The 16,264-nt window shown below is 50.2% G+C and carries 21 protein-coding genes; 19 read left to right on the top strand and 2 right to left on the bottom strand.

The genetic code is table 11. The annotated features are described in order from the left end of the window. The first annotated feature begins 675 nt into the window (after positions 1 to 675). From CWO84_RS14815 to CWO84_RS14750, 13 genes are all read left to right on the top strand, one after another. Complete coding sequence (locus CWO84_RS14815) at positions 676 to 1,779, top strand: site-specific integrase (protein ID WP_101053482.1); 1,104 nt, start codon at positions 676 to 678, stop codon at positions 1,777 to 1,779. Beyond that, positions 1,779 to 2,246: a hypothetical protein gene (locus CWO84_RS14810; RefSeq protein ID WP_101053480.1), complete on the top strand. Its 468-nt coding sequence runs from the start codon at positions 1,779 to 1,781 to the stop codon at positions 2,244 to 2,246. The genes CWO84_RS14815 and CWO84_RS14810 overlap by 1 nt, the downstream gene beginning before the upstream one ends. A gap of 209 nt (positions 2,247 to 2,455) precedes the next feature. Continuing rightward, positions 2,456 to 2,698 (top strand): hypothetical protein, encoded by a 243-nt coding sequence (locus tag CWO84_RS14805; RefSeq protein WP_240618063.1) that lies wholly within the window; start codon positions 2,456 to 2,458, stop codon positions 2,696 to 2,698. Positions 2,699 to 2,885: 187 nt separating this feature from the next. Further along, the gene (locus CWO84_RS14795; protein ID WP_101053476.1) at positions 2,886 to 3,815 is read left to right on the top strand and encodes a helix-turn-helix domain-containing protein; all 930 of its coding nucleotides are present in this window, start codon (positions 2,886 to 2,888) and stop codon (positions 3,813 to 3,815) included. Between the two features lies 1 nt (position 3,816). After that, positions 3,817 to 3,993 carry a hypothetical protein gene (locus CWO84_RS24445; protein ID WP_165786336.1) on the top strand — a complete coding sequence of 59 codons (177 nt, stop codon included), beginning with the start codon at positions 3,817 to 3,819 and terminating at the stop codon, positions 3,991 to 3,993. Between the two features lie 3 nt (positions 3,994 to 3,996). Beyond that, positions 3,997 to 5,277, top strand: a complete 1,281-nt coding sequence (locus CWO84_RS14785) for a DnaB-like helicase C-terminal domain-containing protein (protein WP_101053472.1) — start codon at positions 3,997 to 3,999, stop codon at positions 5,275 to 5,277. Positions 5,278 to 5,314: 37 nt separating this feature from the next. Next, entirely contained in the window at positions 5,315 to 5,872 is a 558-nt protein-coding gene (locus tag CWO84_RS14780) for a hypothetical protein (protein ID WP_101053470.1), read from the top strand. 96 nt (positions 5,873 to 5,968) lie between these two features. Further along, positions 5,969 to 6,520: a hypothetical protein gene (locus tag CWO84_RS14775; RefSeq protein ID WP_101053468.1), complete on the top strand. Its 552-nt coding sequence runs from the start codon at positions 5,969 to 5,971 to the stop codon at positions 6,518 to 6,520. Next, positions 6,521 to 7,048 (top strand): hypothetical protein, encoded by a 528-nt coding sequence (locus CWO84_RS14770; protein ID WP_101053467.1) that lies wholly within the window; start codon positions 6,521 to 6,523, stop codon positions 7,046 to 7,048. A 27-nt stretch (positions 7,049 to 7,075) separates the two neighbouring features. Then, a complete protein-coding gene (locus tag CWO84_RS14765; RefSeq protein ID WP_101053465.1) occupies positions 7,076 to 7,597 on the top strand; it encodes a hypothetical protein in 522 nt (173 codons plus the stop codon). Between the two features lie 9 nt (positions 7,598 to 7,606). Next, positions 7,607 to 9,619, top strand: a complete 2,013-nt coding sequence (locus CWO84_RS14760) for a hypothetical protein (protein ID WP_101053463.1) — start codon at positions 7,607 to 7,609, stop codon at positions 9,617 to 9,619. Next, positions 9,564 to 10,409, top strand: a complete 846-nt coding sequence (locus CWO84_RS14755) for a helix-turn-helix transcriptional regulator (RefSeq protein WP_133120692.1) — start codon at positions 9,564 to 9,566, stop codon at positions 10,407 to 10,409. The genes CWO84_RS14760 and CWO84_RS14755 overlap by 56 nt, the downstream gene beginning before the upstream one ends. Positions 10,410 to 10,430: 21 nt before the next feature. After that, positions 10,431 to 11,195 (top strand): hypothetical protein, encoded by a 765-nt coding sequence (locus CWO84_RS14750; protein WP_101053459.1) that lies wholly within the window; start codon positions 10,431 to 10,433, stop codon positions 11,193 to 11,195. 26 nt (positions 11,196 to 11,221) lie between these two features. Here the strand turns inward: CWO84_RS14750 and CWO84_RS24675 are convergent, their stop codons facing one another. Continuing rightward, positions 11,222 to 11,632, bottom strand: coding sequence for a hypothetical protein (locus CWO84_RS24675; RefSeq protein WP_205800386.1), 411 nt, complete (start codon positions 11,630 to 11,632; stop codon positions 11,222 to 11,224). Between the two features lie 73 nt (positions 11,633 to 11,705). Next, positions 11,706 to 12,362, bottom strand: a complete 657-nt coding sequence (locus CWO84_RS14740) for an SOS response-associated peptidase (RefSeq protein ID WP_101053457.1) — start codon at positions 12,360 to 12,362, stop codon at positions 11,706 to 11,708. A 143-nt stretch (positions 12,363 to 12,505) separates the two neighbouring features. Between CWO84_RS14740 and umuD the strand changes: the two genes are divergently transcribed. From umuD to CWO84_RS14715, 6 genes are all read left to right on the top strand, one after another. Next, positions 12,506 to 12,985: a translesion error-prone DNA polymerase V autoproteolytic subunit gene (gene umuD, locus CWO84_RS14735; RefSeq protein ID WP_101053455.1), complete on the top strand. Its 480-nt coding sequence runs from the start codon at positions 12,506 to 12,508 to the stop codon at positions 12,983 to 12,985. Between the two features lie 2 nt (positions 12,986 to 12,987). Then, positions 12,988 to 14,286 carry a Y-family DNA polymerase gene (locus tag CWO84_RS14730; protein ID WP_101053453.1) on the top strand — a complete coding sequence of 433 codons (1,299 nt, stop codon included), beginning with the start codon at positions 12,988 to 12,990 and terminating at the stop codon, positions 14,284 to 14,286. 87 nt (positions 14,287 to 14,373) lie between these two features. Further along, on the top strand, positions 14,374 to 14,943 hold the full coding sequence (locus tag CWO84_RS14725) for a hypothetical protein (RefSeq protein WP_101053451.1): 570 nt from the start codon (positions 14,374 to 14,376) through the stop codon (positions 14,941 to 14,943). 155 nt (positions 14,944 to 15,098) lie between these two features. Beyond that, positions 15,099 to 15,224, top strand: a complete 126-nt coding sequence (locus tag CWO84_RS25185; protein WP_276308161.1) for a hypothetical protein — start codon at positions 15,099 to 15,101, stop codon at positions 15,222 to 15,224. A 45-nt stretch (positions 15,225 to 15,269) separates the two neighbouring features. Continuing rightward, positions 15,270 to 15,500 (top strand): hypothetical protein, encoded by a 231-nt coding sequence (locus CWO84_RS24670; RefSeq protein WP_205800385.1) that lies wholly within the window; start codon positions 15,270 to 15,272, stop codon positions 15,498 to 15,500. A gap of 8 nt (positions 15,501 to 15,508) precedes the next feature. Further along, the coding region (locus tag CWO84_RS14715) for a hypothetical protein (protein WP_205800384.1) at positions 15,509 to 16,264 on the top strand (756 nt) is incomplete at its 3' end.

The raw sequence follows: 16,264 nt of genomic DNA, 5'->3' as shown, positions 1-16,264 counted from the left end.
CATCTGGTTCAACCAATCAATGCGGCTTGCGGGAGCGATAAAATCAACAGCCTGTTAAGGCAAGTCTTGTCGCGCGTTTATCGCACCCGTCGATGTGCGCTTACCCAAGGCCTCGGAGCCAAATTCAGTCCGGCACCAGGACTACATGCTAGTGAATTACTCTACAGTTAACACAGCTTTTTGAAGAGCGTGACCAACCGTCAATACAGTTGCAAACTGTGAGGTAGGATTAATCGACAGACCGGTTTAGCGTGATGCTAAATACTGTCGTTTTTATGCCAACCGGTACTCAATATCTTGCAGGCATAAAAAAAGGACTAGCGAATTAACGCAAGTCCTTGATTTAAATGGTGGCGATACCGGGGATCGAACCTGGAACCTCGGGGTTATGAATCCCTGTAAATAAACAATCCTCGACAAGCCACAACAATATTTTAATCGTTTATTCAATATGTTATAGCGTTTTTATTGTCGCCAACTATCGATAATAATCGACGTTTTTTGTCAGCTAGTGTGACGTGAGTGTGACGTAAGGTATAATGCCGCCATAAGCAAAACGGGCTTGAGGGTGTTACCAGCACCAACAAGCCCTAACCTATTCACTTAACGGTTCGGGTTAAGCAATGGCTGATAGCATCATATCAAAATGCCGATTGCTGCCCAAATGGGGCAAATATGGCTAATATCAGAAAGCGTGTTAAAAAGGATGGGGTGCCGTATTACACGGTCCAAATTAGATTAAAGGGATATGAGCCTCAATCAGCGACGTTTGACCGTCTAACTGACGCCAAAAGGTGGGCGGCCTCAACGGAGAGCGCAATCAGAGAAGGTCGGCACTTCAAAACAACTGAAGCTAAAAAGCATACCGTTGCGGAAATGATCGAACGTTATCTCTCGTCGGCTGGGCTCACCAAAATACAAGACGAACACACTGGATTACATCTTCGGCGCTGGAACGAAGAAATAGGTTATATGATGCTGTCCGATGTGACAGCCGATACACTCACTCTGGTCAAAGACAAACTGCTCAATGAAACCGTCAGGACCGGACAAAAGCGCAGTCCGACCACCGCCCTACGATATATGGCCTCTTTGTCCAAGGTGTTTAACACGGCGGTTAAAAGCTGGGGGTGGCTGGAAGACTCACCGATGCGGAATATCGAAAAACCCAGGGCCGCAAAAGGCCGGGTTAGATTTTTGGACGATGATGAGCGGGAACGATTGACCAAGGCCTGTAAGAAATCGGCAAGCCCCCTGCTCTACCCAGCCTTTATTTTGGCGTTGTCGACCGGAATGCGCCAAGCCGAAACTATGAACCTGTATTGGGGCAAGGCGCCGGCCAACCCACCAACAGAAGGCGCTTGGGGAGTGGTTCACCTTGAGCAGAGCTGCATCATTCTCCACCAAACCAAAAACAGCGAAAAACGGCGGATACCCTTAACCGGTTTGGCGATGCAATTACTTAAAGATATGGGCAAGGTAAGGCGCATTGATACGCCGCTGGTTTTCCCTTCACATAAAGACCCGCTAAAGCCTATCGACCTAAAACAGCCCTGGCTTAAGGCGATGGCCGAAGCCGAAATAATAAACTTCCATTGGCACGACATACGCCACACAACCGCCAGTTATCTAGCGATGAATGGCGCAAGCCTAGCTGAAATTGCTGAAGTTCTAGGGCATAAAACATTACAGATGGTACAACGCTATGCCCATCTATCGGACGGCCACATTACCGGCGTTGTAGAGCGGATGAATAACAAGTTATTTGGGGGTGAGTGATGAGCTTCTTTGAGGACAAAGTTAGAGATTTGCATTGGCAAGACAAGCAGGACCAGCGCAGGGCTCAAGCTAAGGCGGACTTAGCTAAGATCGAGGCCGAGCACCGCGAGGAAACGCGGAAGCAGCAAGAAGAAAACTTCATCATTGAGTTTCAGCCGCAAGAATTGACCACAAGCAAAGTTGATGTCACAGAAAAACCCAAACCGATTGATCCGCAAATTAAGAAAAACCCAAAAAACCAATTTGATAAAAGGCTTGAAGTATTAAAAAACTGGATGGAGGTCAATGGTTTTAAAGAAGGCGCTACTCTGCCTAAGCATTACACGGTGGAAAAGATGTATAAAAATTTGGCTAATGTCAATGGTGACTTATTTAATTCGATTGAGTTTAACTCCTTTGAAAGGCATTTTTGGGCAAAGCAAAAAATATGCGAATTAACCAGGGGGCCTAAATCCACTATTTTGTAAACATTAAACCATGACACAAAGGGGCTTAAAGCCCCTTTTTTTTATGCCAAAACAAGCTAGTTAAGCTGTTGTTTTTATTGAAAATAAAATCATGACAACTTATAAAAACGTCATGATTTTGTCGCGATTTGTCATATTTTTTATTTAAAATCAATCATTTACGATTAACGCCAATCCGGTTAGACAGCCGGCGAAACTTGGAGATAATCATGATGACAGACACACATCCCGCGACCGACGTCGCAACCACGCCATATCTGACAGTCGAGTTATTCAATAAAAAACATCCTGCTTTTCCAATTGGAACTTTGCGGCATCATATTTTTTATCAGGAAACGAACGGGTTACAAGCTGCTGGCGCCATTTACAAGATGGGCCGAAAAGTATTGATCAAGGAATCAGCTTTTTTTGCATGGCTAGAAAGCGGCGCAGCCGCCGGCAAAGCGGCGTAGGTGGCGTAATGGACGATTACATTTTATCGATGTATACGGCGCGGATTATATACGCCGTTCAATTGATTGAGTCCGGCGATGCTGCGGGGGCTGCAAAATTATTAAGCAAACTCGCAAGCGCAATGCCAGAGCCAGACAAACAGAGTATGGCTGCTGCCCGCGCTGATTACGAGAGGTTGGGGCGTTAGTGAGCGTTGATGCTACGCGATGGGCTTGGCAGCAAGCCCATAAGCCCGCAACCAAGCTGGTGCTACTTGCTTTAGCCGACCGCGCGAATCCAGCCGGCGAATGCTGGCCGTCATCCGCAAGGCTTGTGTCTGATACTGGCTTGGATAGAAAGACCATATTTGCATCAATCGGTGAGCTTGAGACCACTAAAAAAATTCTGGTTTCGAGGGTGACAGGGTGCGGCAACAGATACAAATTGTTAGTGGAAAGCCATTGTCAAAAATCCGAGCCACTAGTACCAGAAGCAACACCAGTACCAGAAACGGTACCAGTACCAAAAACGGGACAAGACCAGTACCAAAAACGGGACGGGGACCAGTACCAAAAACGGGACACTAATCTAAAAGAAGAACCTATCAATAATCTATCAATAAAGACTATTGGTGAAGATGACATTTCATCACCTCAAACAACCGATGATGAAAACCAACCTGATCCGGTAATCATTGTTTTTCAATTCTGGCAAATGACCATGCACCACCCAAACGCTGTTTTTGATAACAAGCGCAAATCGGTCATTGCCAAAGCCCTAAAAAGCTACACCATCGATCAGCTCAAAGCCGCAATCACCGGATGCGCCAAAAGCGCGTATCACATGGGACAAAACGACAGGCAAAAGGTTTATGACTCGCTAGAACTCATATTCAGAAACGCCGACAAAATCGAAAGCTTTATCCAAGACTCAACCAAAACCACAACCGGAGCAAATCCTTATGCAAACAAAAAACAACAATCAGCCACTATCGCCGACGCAATCCTTGGCAAATCTTCGCAATTCAATGGTACCGAGCCGGGAGGCTATGGAACAGGTGGATCAACTATTTGCCAGGATGATGGCGATTTACCAGCGGCTTTGGACGGAGAGTTTTTCATCGTTGGACGCACTTAGCTTGACAAAATTTGAGTGGGCAAAGCAGATCGACAGGCTTTCACCTGTACAGATCGAGCAAGGGATTCAAGGTTGCATAGACAGCGGGGAGAAATACCCGCCAACATTGCCGCTATTTGTGAAATACGCCAAGACCGAACCAGAAATTCTGCCCAAATCCAGACGCAAGGTTTACTGAAAAATGAGCACACAGACGAAACAAGATAGATTCGAAGAAGCGGTCCTGGGCATCATTCTTAGAAGCCCTGAGAGTGCGGCGAAAAACGAAATTGACGAGCGTTGGTTTCAGAAATGGCGATCCGTGATTACAGCCATCAAGCATATAACGGCAGCAGGCAACGAGCCAGACATGCTTTCGATAACCGAACACATGAAAAATCCTGCTTTGCTAAAAGAGCTGAATTTGATTCGTACAGACGTGTTCAGCGCAGCTCAAAACTTGCCAAAATACCTAGCCGAACTGCAAGCGATGTACAAGGCAGCACAGGTTCAGCAGTCGCTGTCAGCAGCCTTGACAGAGCTGCAAAACGGCGGAGAGATTGATGTTGTGGTTAGCGAGTTGATGCAAACCACGCTGCAAGCTGTGTCCGCCGATTCTCGCAACTACAACGCGACGATCAAGCAGGCAATGGGATCGTTCATTGACCACCTGGAGGAAGCATTCGAAGCCAGAGACACGGGCGGCATTGGATTAAAAACCGGCATAACAAAGCTTGATAGCGTGCTGGGCGGCATGCACGACAGTGACTTGATAATTGTTGGTGCCCGTCCCGGTGTCGGTAAGACTGCTTTCGGCTTGAGTGCGTTGCTTCATCTTGCTAAATCCGGCAAGCGAGTCGGCTTTGTTTCAACCGAGATGGCCGCTAATCAGGTTATGTTGCGCATCACTGCCGCCAATAGCGGCATTGCCGGTCACGACCTACGCGACGCCAACCTTGGCGACCAAGACTGGCCCAAGATCACCACCGCGATAAATCGTGTGGCCGACCTGCCCTTTCGGATTTACGACAAGCCCAATGTCACAGTGGCCGATGTGGCTTTGCAGGCTAAGGCGTGGGCCATTGACGGCGGCGTTGATTTTATCGTAATCGACTACCTGACCAGGATTAGGCCAGTTAAGCCGTCTGGCAATCAAACCAACGATGTTGGCGAGGTCGTGACCGCGATGAAAAACATAGCACGTCAATTGAACATTCCGCTATTGGTCTTGGCTCAGCTCAATCGCAATGTCACTAATCGCGCCGACAAACGTCCAACTATGGCTGACTTGCGCGACTCAGGGATTATCGAGCAGGAGGGTGATCAGATTTTGCTGCTTTATCGCGACGACGACGATAACGCCCCCGCCGAGGTCATCGTTGATAAAAATCGGCATGGAGAGTGCGCAACGGTCCGCTGCTGCTACCTACCCCAGACAATGCAATGGGTAAATCTAGCTCACCAATATGCCGACGCCGCCTAACACAAACATATTTTTAAAACCCAAAAGGGGAAAAACCATGAAAGAAGAAAAAACGCTAGATCGTGATGACTTGAATGTGGCGCAACGCTTTGTTTGCCACATTGGTCCTGTCATTTCTGCCTTGAAAGGCATTACGGAAGAATTGGAGCTCGACTTCGACGACGATGACTCAACGCTGAAAATTAACGAGTTCCAAAAATGGCTTGAGTCTGAAGTTGAAAGACATCAATCCACTTTGGATCGCGTGCCTAGCCCGGGCATTGGTCAGCCGCATGATTTGATTCCTGCCGCTGTTGCTAGAGTTGAAAAGCTGAAAAACGAAATATTTTTACACGATTGGGCGGTGGAAAATTTAGCGAAAATTCATTGCACAAACGTTGAACTGCTGATGCACAAGGGATTCTCCTTATTCGAAATAAATGGGATTTTGCCGGACGAGGGCATCCATTACACGCCACATTTTGATGAGTTAAGGGTGTTGAAGCCTGAGCTCGAAAAAATCGAGGCGTTTATTGCCGGCGATGGCGAAGATTTCAGTTTGCTGGACGGTACCAAATTAGCATGTTTCGTCCAGGCACCTGAGTTCGCCGAGTAGAAATTCAGATTCGGAAAGTTATGCCGCTCCGCCTGTCCGGGCGGCGTTACTCTTACTTATACCCAATCGCCATTGCATCTAAACAGGAAAATATCAATGAACGCCAAAACCATCACGAAAACCGACTTCTTAGCGGCTGTCCATACCAAGCAAGCTATCTTGCCGGCCATTTCCGCGTTGAGAAAGATAGATAGCCGTGTGCTTGCCGGCAATAGCTATTCAGCAAAGAAAATCAGTCAAGCCGTTAGTGTTTTGGAAATGCACATTAAGGACTGCGATAAGCTTTTCGCGCAAGCCGAGGCTGATCTTCAGGCGGTTGGCGGCCAAGCGTTCGTGGGCAGGGTGGCCAGTCGTTTGCTCGCTATTGACGGGGAAGTTAATTTACACAGCAGGAGCGCCGAACTCCTAATTCAGGGCCACAACCACAAAGTAAATTCCTTAAAACATGACGGTTTTACCCAATCCCAAATCGACCAAATCGAGCCTCACCCGCAGCAGCAATTAGACGACCACGCCGCCGCCATCGAAGCGCTGAAAGCCGAGAAAGAAAAGCTACATGCTTTTCTTTCATCCGCCCCGGTTTATGAGATGCACCATCTTGTCGGCACCTCTTATGGGGGCGGCTTGAACCAAGCGGAGGTCGCGTAAATGCCGGTCAACATCAACAAGGCGCACGCCGCAGAGCGCTTAACTGCAGCTATTACCGGACTTAAAGGCATTACACCAGAGTCGCTGAATTATGACTCGGAAGCTTTCGAAAATTGCCTTAACACCATGCTTTGGCTTCAGACCATCCTTGATGATGTACAGGGCAAACCGCGAGAAGAGCCACAAGCACGTAATGCCCTTGTCGATGAAGATTTGCTGTTAGCTGTCGCGCTGAGAGTCTGCTCGCTGCAATCTGACATCGAATTTCTTTTCAAATCTGGCGATCAGGCGGTTGCAGCGCGCGAGGACCAAATCCAGGAGCTTCGCCGCCAAGGCTACTCCCAGGAAGAGGCGTTGAAGCTACACCCAGCCGATGACCTGGAAGAGCTGCTCGGCGAAAAATACGAGGAAATTCAGGAACTCCAGGGCCAGCACACCAAGCTTCGCGAATTTCTCGCCGATCCGGCATATGACATCAGGATTTTGGCAGGCACCGAGTTCGAGCAGGCCGAGCCAGTTTCACATTAAACGCAAACAGATAGGAAATAAATAATCATGAATATGCAGATAGTAACCGGCGAAAAATTAGGCGAAGTAAAAGCCAGAATCCAGGCGCTTCAAGAGATTGTTCGGTTCAACCAAGATGACAAAATAGGTTACGAGCGCATGCAGCTCGCAAATCGGTTTAATGCGGCAATGAAAAATCGAATGACGCCGGCAGAATTTGTCGAATTATTTCCAAATCCGCCAGTTTCAGGAACAAATTTGACGCTGTATAACGCAGTAAAAACCGGTGCCGACCAACTTTCGCCAGCAAACGAAAGCCCTGAAATTGCAGCCGATTTTCTGGAACTTGACAACTATTTCCGTAATGCCGCAAAGCCCGACAGATCGTTAACTGAGGCGGAGTTTTCCACACTGTACCCTGAGCCAAATTTCGACATAGAAACCGCTGCCATTGCCACCGCTCAGACAGAAGCCGATAAGTTGCGCAGCTTTCTCAAATCAGGGCCATACCCCGATTATCCGAGAATGTACGATATCGATTTTCTGACCGGCACTGCCGTATCACCATAAGGCGGCGTTATGGCATTGCAGAGTGATAGCCAGGGATTCCTGGTAGGTGATCCGATTGACCTTGGTCGGATGCCGGGATATTTGCGAGACATCAAGAACGATGTGGCTGCGATCAGAAAGGCAGCAATCGGCGGCGGGATAAATAGCACACGCCAAGCCGCTAAGCCGCAGTTGGCCCCAGTAGCAAACCGCAGGCAGGAGGCAAGCCCCTTGCGCGGCTCGAATGGCCGGTTCTTGCAGTCGTCATTTAATGGCAAAGCTGCCGAGCCACCCAAAACCAAATCATCGTCGGCGGATGTTGCCGCCTTAGCGTCCCGTCTTGCCAATGTCTCGCGCGGTGGTCTTACTGCTGCCGGCGATGTAGATCCGGCTGCAAAGGCGTTCCAGGAAGTGACTAAGCCCATGCGGCGAGGTTTAAGCCTGTTCAATCGCGCTGATAGCAAGCAGGAAGGATTACTTCGCAAGATTTTCAGGAAACTTGATGTTTTCCACCGCGAAGAAAGCGTTTACAACAAGGCCGCAAAGAAAAGTCTCAAGGCTATTGAGGAAAAGCCAAACGGCATTAATGGCGGTAGCAACACTACGATCAACGCCGGTGGCGGTGGTATTAGTGGCTTGCTGCGTGGGATGTTGGGCGGCGGAATGCTCGGTGGACTGCTTTCTAAGGTTGGCCGGGGTGCTAAAGGCCTCCTGAGACGCATCCCTATTCTGGGCACACTGTTTGCCGCTGGTGGCGCTGCTGTTGATGTGTTTGGCAGTGAGTCAGATCCTAATCTGTCCCGCGCGCAGAAAGATGCGGCGGCGGGAAAGTCAATCGGTGGATGGACTGGCAGTCTAGCCGGTATCGGTGCCGGCGCATTGGCAGGTTCGGCTGCTGGCCCGGTCGGCACTATCGTAGGCGGCGTGGTTGGCGGCTTCCTTGGGGATCAGGCTGGGCAGATTATCGGCGAAAAATTCGGAACGTGGGTAACTGAGCTCAGACAAGCCGATGTGCCGGGCAAACTGGTAAGCGCGTTCGAAACTTGGACCGGCGGCTTCGACTTCCAAAAAGGTTTCGAGCTGTGGCTTGCGCGCACAAAAAGCAATTTCGCCCAAGCCGGCAATGTTGTTGGTGAGCAGCTCAACGATTTCAACACATTCGTCGACAAGAATACCGGCGTTAACCTGAAAGAAATGGGCGGTCTGTGGCTTGATCGTACCCAAAGTAACCTTTCCGGTGCTTGGGATACCATCAAGGGCACACCATCTTGGCTTCTCGACAACACTACGTTTGGCAAGGCCGGCCAAAAAGCTTTCGGTTCGTTCGGTGCAATACCGGGCCTGTCTGATGCACAAGCCGCTGCATACGCTGCCGAAGTCATACGGACCGAATCCGGCGGTGATCCGCTCGCCGAAAATCCGAAAGGGTTCTTGGGCCGCTTTCAAATGGGGAGTGAAACTCTTGCTGATGTTGGCTTGGTCAATCTCGCAAAGCTCAAAGCCGCTAAAAAGTCTGGTCGATACGATCAAAAATCGTTCCTCGCTGATTCCGCAAACTGGAATATCCCCGGCGGCAAAGAGGCCTATCTCAGTGATTCGGCGTTGCAGGACAAAGCTTTCACCGACATGCAAGCCCGTAATTTTACTCAGGGCGTGAAATCTGGCGCCATCAGCATGGCCGCAAGCCCCGAGCAAGTCGCAGCCTACTTGAAAGCCGCCCACCTCGGCGGTGCCAGCGGTGCCAGCGATTACGTGCTCAGGGGCGTAGACAAATCGGACGGCAATACCTTGATGTCAAGTTATTACAAACAGGGTGCCGCAGCTGTCCGGGCGGTGTCGGTTAACGCACCGTCATTCAAGACGCCGGCTATGCCAACCACGCCTAAAGTAGCGGACGCACCAACGGTAATCGAGCCGCTGAGCACGGATAAAAACAAAGTGCAAGTCGTTCGCGTCGAAGATAGCGGCGACGTCGGGAGAGATTTGCGTGATCGAGGTATCGCCCATATTGCAAGCGGCGGTTACTTCCCATTTTTTTACTAGTTCGACATTGTTTCGAGGGGTTCCGCATAAGGCTGAACCCCCAATTCGGCAAGTAAATTTCGACAAAAAGGCCAAAATGTTCAATACACCGGAAATCGATAAAGATGAAATTGCTCTATCAAAAGAGGTCGGGCTGCGGATGCTTGAGGCGCGTAAAGAGTTCTGTAAGCTCTCTCAAAAACAAGCCGCAGATATGCTAGGAATCACATCCGATCAACTTCGTGCCATGGAGGAAGGGCTTTTGCTTGTGCCTCTCAGCGTGATCAAAAAAGCTGCGGAAATTTTTGACGTGTCCGCCGAGTGGCTGCTTTCCATTACCGACGACTGGGAGTTTTGCGAAGAAACACGTGAGCGTGATTTTCTCGCTGGTATGGAGCGTCTTCAGCTTGAGAACCACGCCAAGACAGTAGCGAAACAACTGTCGCAAGACAATAAGATAACTGCCCTGGCCGATGCTTTGGCCTTGCTTGGTCCAGCTATCCAGGCGATAGATGATGGCTTTACCCATTTTTGGATGGCAAACCCTGAGTTCGAGAATATGCCGCGCTCGGCTGTTATTCTGAATCGGATTGATCAAGCTCAAGCTCTAGCGCGAAGTGCAACATTAAGCCTTGTTCGCGTCAAAGCCTTGGCGATTGACTCCCTAGCCGCTTTACCGCAGCCAAAGCCAGCGATTAGGGTTTGGACAAATCCGGCATTTCCGCAGCCAGTCCTAACCCCCATAACCGAATGCAAGCCGCGCGCATCCCGTAAGCGCAGCAACACCACGTTAGCAGCCGTCGCATCATAAAAACCCATAACAGGAAACGAAATGGCAACAGCACCAGATAAACCCGTTGTATTAACATCCGACTGGGGCGGGCTATCACCGCACCTTATCGCAGAATTTTATACCATCGACCGCAAAGGAAAGCGGGCTGACGATATTACCGTCAAGGCAGCGCTGACTGAATCAAACTTGGAAATGTCATTAACCTGGTCAAGCCCTTTCGAGAATCAGAGTTCTTCAAATTTCATGCCCACGCTGCAAATGATGGTGCAATCCGGCGCTATCGAGGGCGTATCGAGTAAAGCCGGTAGCATCTTCGGAAGTGATTTGCAGCGATTGGCGCACGGATTGGAAGGCAGAACCGGAATAACCAAGCTAAATTCGACGCAAGTTTATGTAGGCGGACAAGCGGCCAAGTTCAACATTACCGCTCTTTTCAGGGCGTGGCGCGATCCCGTTAAAGAGGTTCACGAGCCATTCAATCAGCTGATGAAATGGGCGCTTCCCGTCGAACTATCCGAAGAAGGATCATTGGCCGTGCGACTGCTTGAAGATGGATTTTCCTATAAAACGGCGTTTCCTTCGCAGGCGCCGGTTCTTCTGGCTGTGAAGTACAAGGATTCCGTCTACTGGCCACTGGTTATCGAATCGATCAGTAAGGACACCAACGCCCCGATTGATAAACAAGGCCGGTTCGTTGAAATGTCGGTACCCATTCAGTTATCAACCCTGACAGCGATTGATCGCAGTGACTGGGATAAATACCTGTCTCACAATACCGGAGTAAATTCAAACCAAAGGCGATAATTCACGCTCGGTAAGTTGAAGCGGCATTACCAGCGGCCACGATGATGTTGCTCGAACCTTGGCAGTTGCTGTGGTTGCTGCTGTTGAGGATAAACAAAGCCTCTAACCGGTGGCAACCCGTAATAATCGGCCGGGGCCTGATAACCGGTCGGAGGCTGCTGATTATATCCCCTATAGCCGCCCTGGTAACCTTGATACCCCTGATAGCCCTGATACCCCTGGTAACCTTGATAGCCTTGGTAACCCTCGCTCTGGTTATAGTCATCCCGGTAATCATCCCGGCGCTGGAATTGCTGTTGTTGGGCACGCTGCTGCTGTTCGTATTGCCTTTGTTTCTGTTGCTGTTGACGAGGCATGTAGACCCAATCATCCTGATCGCCGAAAGCCGTACCCGATAGAAACAGGCTAAGTACCAAAATCGTTACTGGTCCGCGCATAAATCCTCCTGTTGTTGGATTTCTCTGTTGCAGACGATTATCCTCCGACGTTCCTTAATCGACTGCAATTTATTTAAACAGGGGCAACACAACGCTCATCATCGTGCTTTGGATTGTTCACCCAGTCGCCTACCGCTGCGGCGGTCATTTCGGCATAGGCGTGGTTATCCAGTAATTCAAGGGCCTCGTCGGCGCCAGCGGCTTTATTCAGCCATTGCCGGTAGTAGCCCGGCGTTATGATGACCGGCATTCGGTCGTGGATGGGTTGCATTAGCTCAGCTGCAGCTGTGGTAATAATCGTGCAGGAATACAGCGTTTCTGTTTCATGCTGCCACTGCTCCCATAGGCCGGCGAAGGCGAACAGGCCGTTGTCCGGGCGGTGAATGTGAAAAGGCTGTTTGCCGTTACGGCGCTCCCACTCATAAAAACCGGTGGCCGGAATCAGACAGCGCCTGTGTTTGAATGCCGAGCGGAACGACGGCTTTTCCTTCACCGTTTCTGCTCTTGCGTTGATCAGGTGCCCGCTGTTTTTGGCATCTTTAGACCAAGAGGGCACCAATCCCCAGTGGAGATTGACCGCTTTACGCGACCGGTCTTCCAATTCAACGATTGCGAGAATTTTTTGGCCGGGCGGAATGTTGTAACTGGGCTGAAACTTCACCTGGCGCAGCAACTGAAAATGCTCAATGATGATGTCCGGCGTTGTCGTCAAACTGTAGCGGCCACACATACCCTTGCCTCACGCTGATTACTGGGATGCATTAAACCCGAATGTCCAGGAGTTGCACAATACCGTCACTAAGAACAAATATAGAACAATGGCCTTTTCGATGGTAGGCTATGCCACCCGTTCATCAGACTAATTGTCATGCCATGCCTGTAATGCCTTTTAAACGTAATGTCGTCGATGATGTAGTGATTTTGGCAGATCGACTCGCCGTGTCCAAGCCGTCTCAATGGCTACAACGACTTCGCCTACCGTTGTTCGCTGGCAAAGTCTCTGCGGGTTTCCCTTCGCCAGCAGCCGACCACATCGAAAAAAACCTGGACTTAAATGAATTGCTGATCCAAAAACCTGCCGCGACGTACTTTGTTAGGGCACAAGGTGAATCGATGCTTGGGGCCGGCATTCACCCCAACGACATCTTAGTCGTCGACAGATCCCTGGAGCCGGTCGCGGGTAAGGTAGTGATTTGTGCACTCAACGGCGAACTGACGGTTAAGCGCCTTACGTGTGAAAACGAACAGTGGACACTAAAAGCAGAAAACCCGGATTATCCTGACATTGTTCTCACTGATGATTTGGATCTGGTGGTGTGGGGCGTCGTGACCAATGTTATTCATGCTGTTTAATTATGCAGGAACAGGCTCGCATCGCCTTGGTGGACGCCAACAATTTTTACGTTAGTTGTGAGCGGGTATTCCGACCCGATCTGAACGGCAAGCCGGTAGTCGTCTTGAGTAATAACGATGGCTGTGTGGTGGCCAGAAGTGCCGAAGTGAAAGCGTTGAGGACTATTAAAATGGGTGTACCGCTGTTTCAAGTCCGGCATCTGGTTGAGCAGCACAACATCCAACTTTTCTCATCGAATTATTCGTACTACGCCGACATGTCTGCCAGGGTAATGGCGACCCTTGAGTCCTTTACCCCATCCATGGAGGTGTATTCGATTGATGAAGCTTTTTTAGATTTAACCGGCGTCTACCGGTGTCAAACCGACCCAATAGCTTATGCCAAACGCATCAAGCAAGCGGTGTTCCGCACGACGGGTATTCCGGTCTGTGTCGGTATGGGGCCCACCAAGACCTTGGCTAAACTGGCAAACTTTGCCGCGAAGAAGTGGAAACAAACCAACGGCGTATTAGATCTGTCGGACCCGCTACGCCGGGAAAAGCTGATGCGTCTCGTCCCGGTCAACGAGGTTTGGGGTATTGGCCCGCAAATCTCGCGCAAACTGGATCAACTCGGAATTAAGACCGTCTGGGAGTTGGCCTGCCAACCGCCGGAGAAAATCCAGCAGCAATTCAGTATCGTTGTAGCTCGGACGGTGATGGAATTGAACGGTATTGCCTGCTTGGACCTGGAAGAAATTGCCCCGAATAAACAGCAAATTGTCTGTTCCCGCAGTTTCAGCCGACGCTTAACCCACTACCACGAGTTATCTGCTGCGCTGGCCGAGTTCACCAGTCGAGCCACCGAGAAACTCAGGCAACAACAGTCGGTAGCCGGCAGCGTGACAATCTTCATTCGGACCAATGGTTTTGCCGAACGCGAACCGCAATACCAGCGCAGCGCCAGTGCTAGGCTGGATCAACACAGCCAAGATACTCGGGTGATTCTGGCTGTTGTGGATCGCTTACTCCGTGCCATTTACCAAACTGGTTACGGGTATTACAAATGCGGCGTACAACTCAGTCATATTCAGTCGGAAACCGCACCGGGACAAACTGAGCTATTCGACTTTACCAACTCTGGTTTACCGGCAGAAAACCGCGCCTTGATGAAAACGGTAGATCACATCAACCAACGTTTCCCTAAGGGCATTGCTATCGCCACGGCTCGTATCGATCAAACCTGGAAACCTAAAGCAGAGAAAATGTCTCAGCGCTACACCACCGACTGGCGTGAGCTGGTCTGCGTCAGCTGCAAATAAACCTAGCGTATATCAACTCGGAAACCTCAATCAAAATCAACTTTTCAACGTGCTTAAATTTCCCAACTTCCAAGACGCGGGGAAAACATGCAGCCGGTAATCATCGACACAGAAGAAAAGCAAAAAATCGTTAAAACATTCGGTCAGCGCATGACAATTGCGCGCGAAATGTGCGGACTGAGCGGTCTGGAAGCAGCCGAGTTGCTTGGATACGCCAATTCGTCCAAGCTCAGCAAGATAGAACATGCCAGCGACCCGGAAACCATCCCAGTTTTTTTAATCTACAAAGCCTCAATCGTGTACCAAGTATCCACTGACTTCCTTTACGGTCTGTCGGACTTTTGGGACCGAAATCCGGTCACCGCCCAAGAGCAGCAGATTAAACGGGCACTTGAAGAGGTCACCGCCGACGAGAACAACGCTATCCGGAATCTGTTTGATCAGTTGTCGGTGGTCGAACAGGCGGCAGAGGTTGCCTTCAATCGATTCGGGGAAATCAAGAAGATCGTCAACCGCTTCCGCGAAATCAATCCAGAATTCGATGAGCTGAAACTAGGCGCCAAACTGCTCAGAGTGGTCGATGAAGCGAGTTCGGAAGTCGCGGCAATTGGGCGGAAATTGGCGGGGTATCATGCATCAACCCAATACAAAACGTAATTTCTTCATCCCATAAAGGCCAGCCCCTATGCCAAATACCAAAAAACCTACAGTTGGCCGACCTACCGCATTAAAACCGGAGTTCATTGACCAGGCTTACAACTACTGCCTGCTGGGCGCCACCGATGCGCAGTTGGCCGGATTCNTTCTTCGGTGTGAGCGAGAAGACGATCAACACCTGGAAAAAGCAGGCCCCGGAGTTTGCCGATTCCCTTAAGCGCGGTAAAACGCTGGCAGACGCTCAAGTCGCCAATTCGTTGTTTCATCGCGCGACCGGCTAGAGCCACCCGGAAACCAAGGTCAACATTGCAGATGGTCAGGTCATCTTGACCGATGTAACCAAGCATCACCCGCCAGATACAACAGCGGCGATATTCTGGCTGAAAAACCGTCAGCCCGATAAGTGGCGCGATAAGGTTGAGGTCAACGGTTCACTGAAGCTGGACAAAGAAACACTGGATATGATCGAAACTCAATTCGTCACCAAAATGGCGGCTGCACATGAACGCCAAAAAGCGGTGTTGGCTGAACGTGAGGCAAGGCCCGAAGCAGAGTAATCAGGCTTATGGCGAAGGCTTCGATTTTCCAAGATCCCAGGTACCTCGAATTCGTTGAACGCTTCCACGCTGACCCGCTACGTTTTGCGGTCAGCGTGTGCGGCATGTCGCCATCGTTCGACCAGGAAGACCTGCTTTTCGCTATTTCCCCGCCCAATGCCAAGGTGTCGGTGGTGTCCGGCACGTCAACCGGCAAGACGGCAGCATTCGGACGGATAGCCTTATGGCATCTTCTGTGCCACCCGGTCGCGGTGTATGAAGGCAAGGTCGAAATCGGTTCGAACACCTACATTGGGGCCCCAAGGATAAATCAGGTTGCCGACGGTGTTTGGAAAGAGATGAACGACGTTTATCTCGCCATCGCCAACGGGCCGTATGGCTGGATAAACGACTACTACGAGATTACCAAAACCCGAGTAGCGGTCAAAGGCTTTGAAGACCAGTGGTTTATCACCCAGGTTGCTATGCAGCAAGGGCAGTCAATCGGCGTTGCGGGTAAGCATCGATATTGGCAGCTGATCATCATCGATGAGGCAGCTGGTGTATCGGATGAGCATTTCGATGTAATTGACGGCACCCAAACCCAGCCGGGCAACCGCACATTGATGGCATCTCAAGGAGTGCGCAACGCCGGCAGATTTTATGAATCGCACCACAACCTATCGCGCGACAATGGCGGTTCGTGGATTTCGTTGCGCTTTAGTTCCGAGCGGTCGCCATTTGTCACTATGCAGTGGCTCAAGGATCGTGACGACGAAACGGGT

Origin of the sequence: Methylomonas sp. Kb3 (assembly GCF_002834115.1) — a bacterium.
GTDB lineage: Bacteria > Pseudomonadota > Gammaproteobacteria > Methylococcales > Methylomonadaceae > Methylomonas > Methylomonas defluvii.
The sequence above is the reverse complement of the archived record's forward strand: the minus strand, read 5'-3'. Positions and strand labels throughout refer to the sequence as shown.

What these genes read in the sequence shown, in the direction of transcription:
- CWO84_RS14810 (WP_101053480.1), top strand. Translation starts at nt 1,779, where the DNA reads ATGAGCTTCTTTGAGGACAAAGTTAGAGATTTGCATTGGCAAGACAAG.
- CWO84_RS14775 (WP_101053468.1), top strand. Translation starts at nt 5,969, where the DNA reads ATGAACGCCAAAACCATCACGAAAACCGACTTCTTAGCGGCTGTCCAT.
- CWO84_RS14730 (WP_101053453.1), top strand. Translation starts at nt 12,988, where the DNA reads ATGCAGGAACAGGCTCGCATCGCCTTGGTGGACGCCAACAATTTTTAC.
- CWO84_RS14760 (WP_101053463.1), top strand. Translation starts at nt 7,607, where the DNA reads ATGGCATTGCAGAGTGATAGCCAGGGATTCCTGGTAGGTGATCCGATT.
- CWO84_RS14750 (WP_101053459.1), top strand. Translation starts at nt 10,431, where the DNA reads ATGGCAACAGCACCAGATAAACCCGTTGTATTAACATCCGACTGGGGC.
- CWO84_RS14780 (WP_101053470.1), top strand. Translation starts at nt 5,315, where the DNA reads ATGAAAGAAGAAAAAACGCTAGATCGTGATGACTTGAATGTGGCGCAA.
- umuD (WP_101053455.1), top strand. Translation starts at nt 12,506, where the DNA reads ATGCCTGTAATGCCTTTTAAACGTAATGTCGTCGATGATGTAGTGATT.
- CWO84_RS14740 (WP_101053457.1), bottom strand. Translation starts at nt 12,362, where the DNA reads ATGTGTGGCCGCTACAGTTTGACGACAACGCCGGACATCATCATTGAG.
- CWO84_RS14770 (WP_101053467.1), top strand. Translation starts at nt 6,521, where the DNA reads ATGCCGGTCAACATCAACAAGGCGCACGCCGCAGAGCGCTTAACTGCA.
- CWO84_RS14815 (WP_101053482.1), top strand. Translation starts at nt 676, where the DNA reads ATGGCTAATATCAGAAAGCGTGTTAAAAAGGATGGGGTGCCGTATTAC.
- CWO84_RS14785 (WP_101053472.1), top strand. Translation starts at nt 3,997, where the DNA reads ATGAGCACACAGACGAAACAAGATAGATTCGAAGAAGCGGTCCTGGGC.
- CWO84_RS24675 (WP_205800386.1), bottom strand. Translation starts at nt 11,632, where the DNA reads ATGCGCGGACCAGTAACGATTTTGGTACTTAGCCTGTTTCTATCGGGT.
- CWO84_RS14805 (WP_240618063.1), top strand. Translation starts at nt 2,456, where the DNA reads ATGATGACAGACACACATCCCGCGACCGACGTCGCAACCACGCCATAT.
- CWO84_RS14765 (WP_101053465.1), top strand. Translation starts at nt 7,076, where the DNA reads ATGAATATGCAGATAGTAACCGGCGAAAAATTAGGCGAAGTAAAAGCC.
- CWO84_RS14725 (WP_101053451.1), top strand. Translation starts at nt 14,374, where the DNA reads ATGCAGCCGGTAATCATCGACACAGAAGAAAAGCAAAAAATCGTTAAA.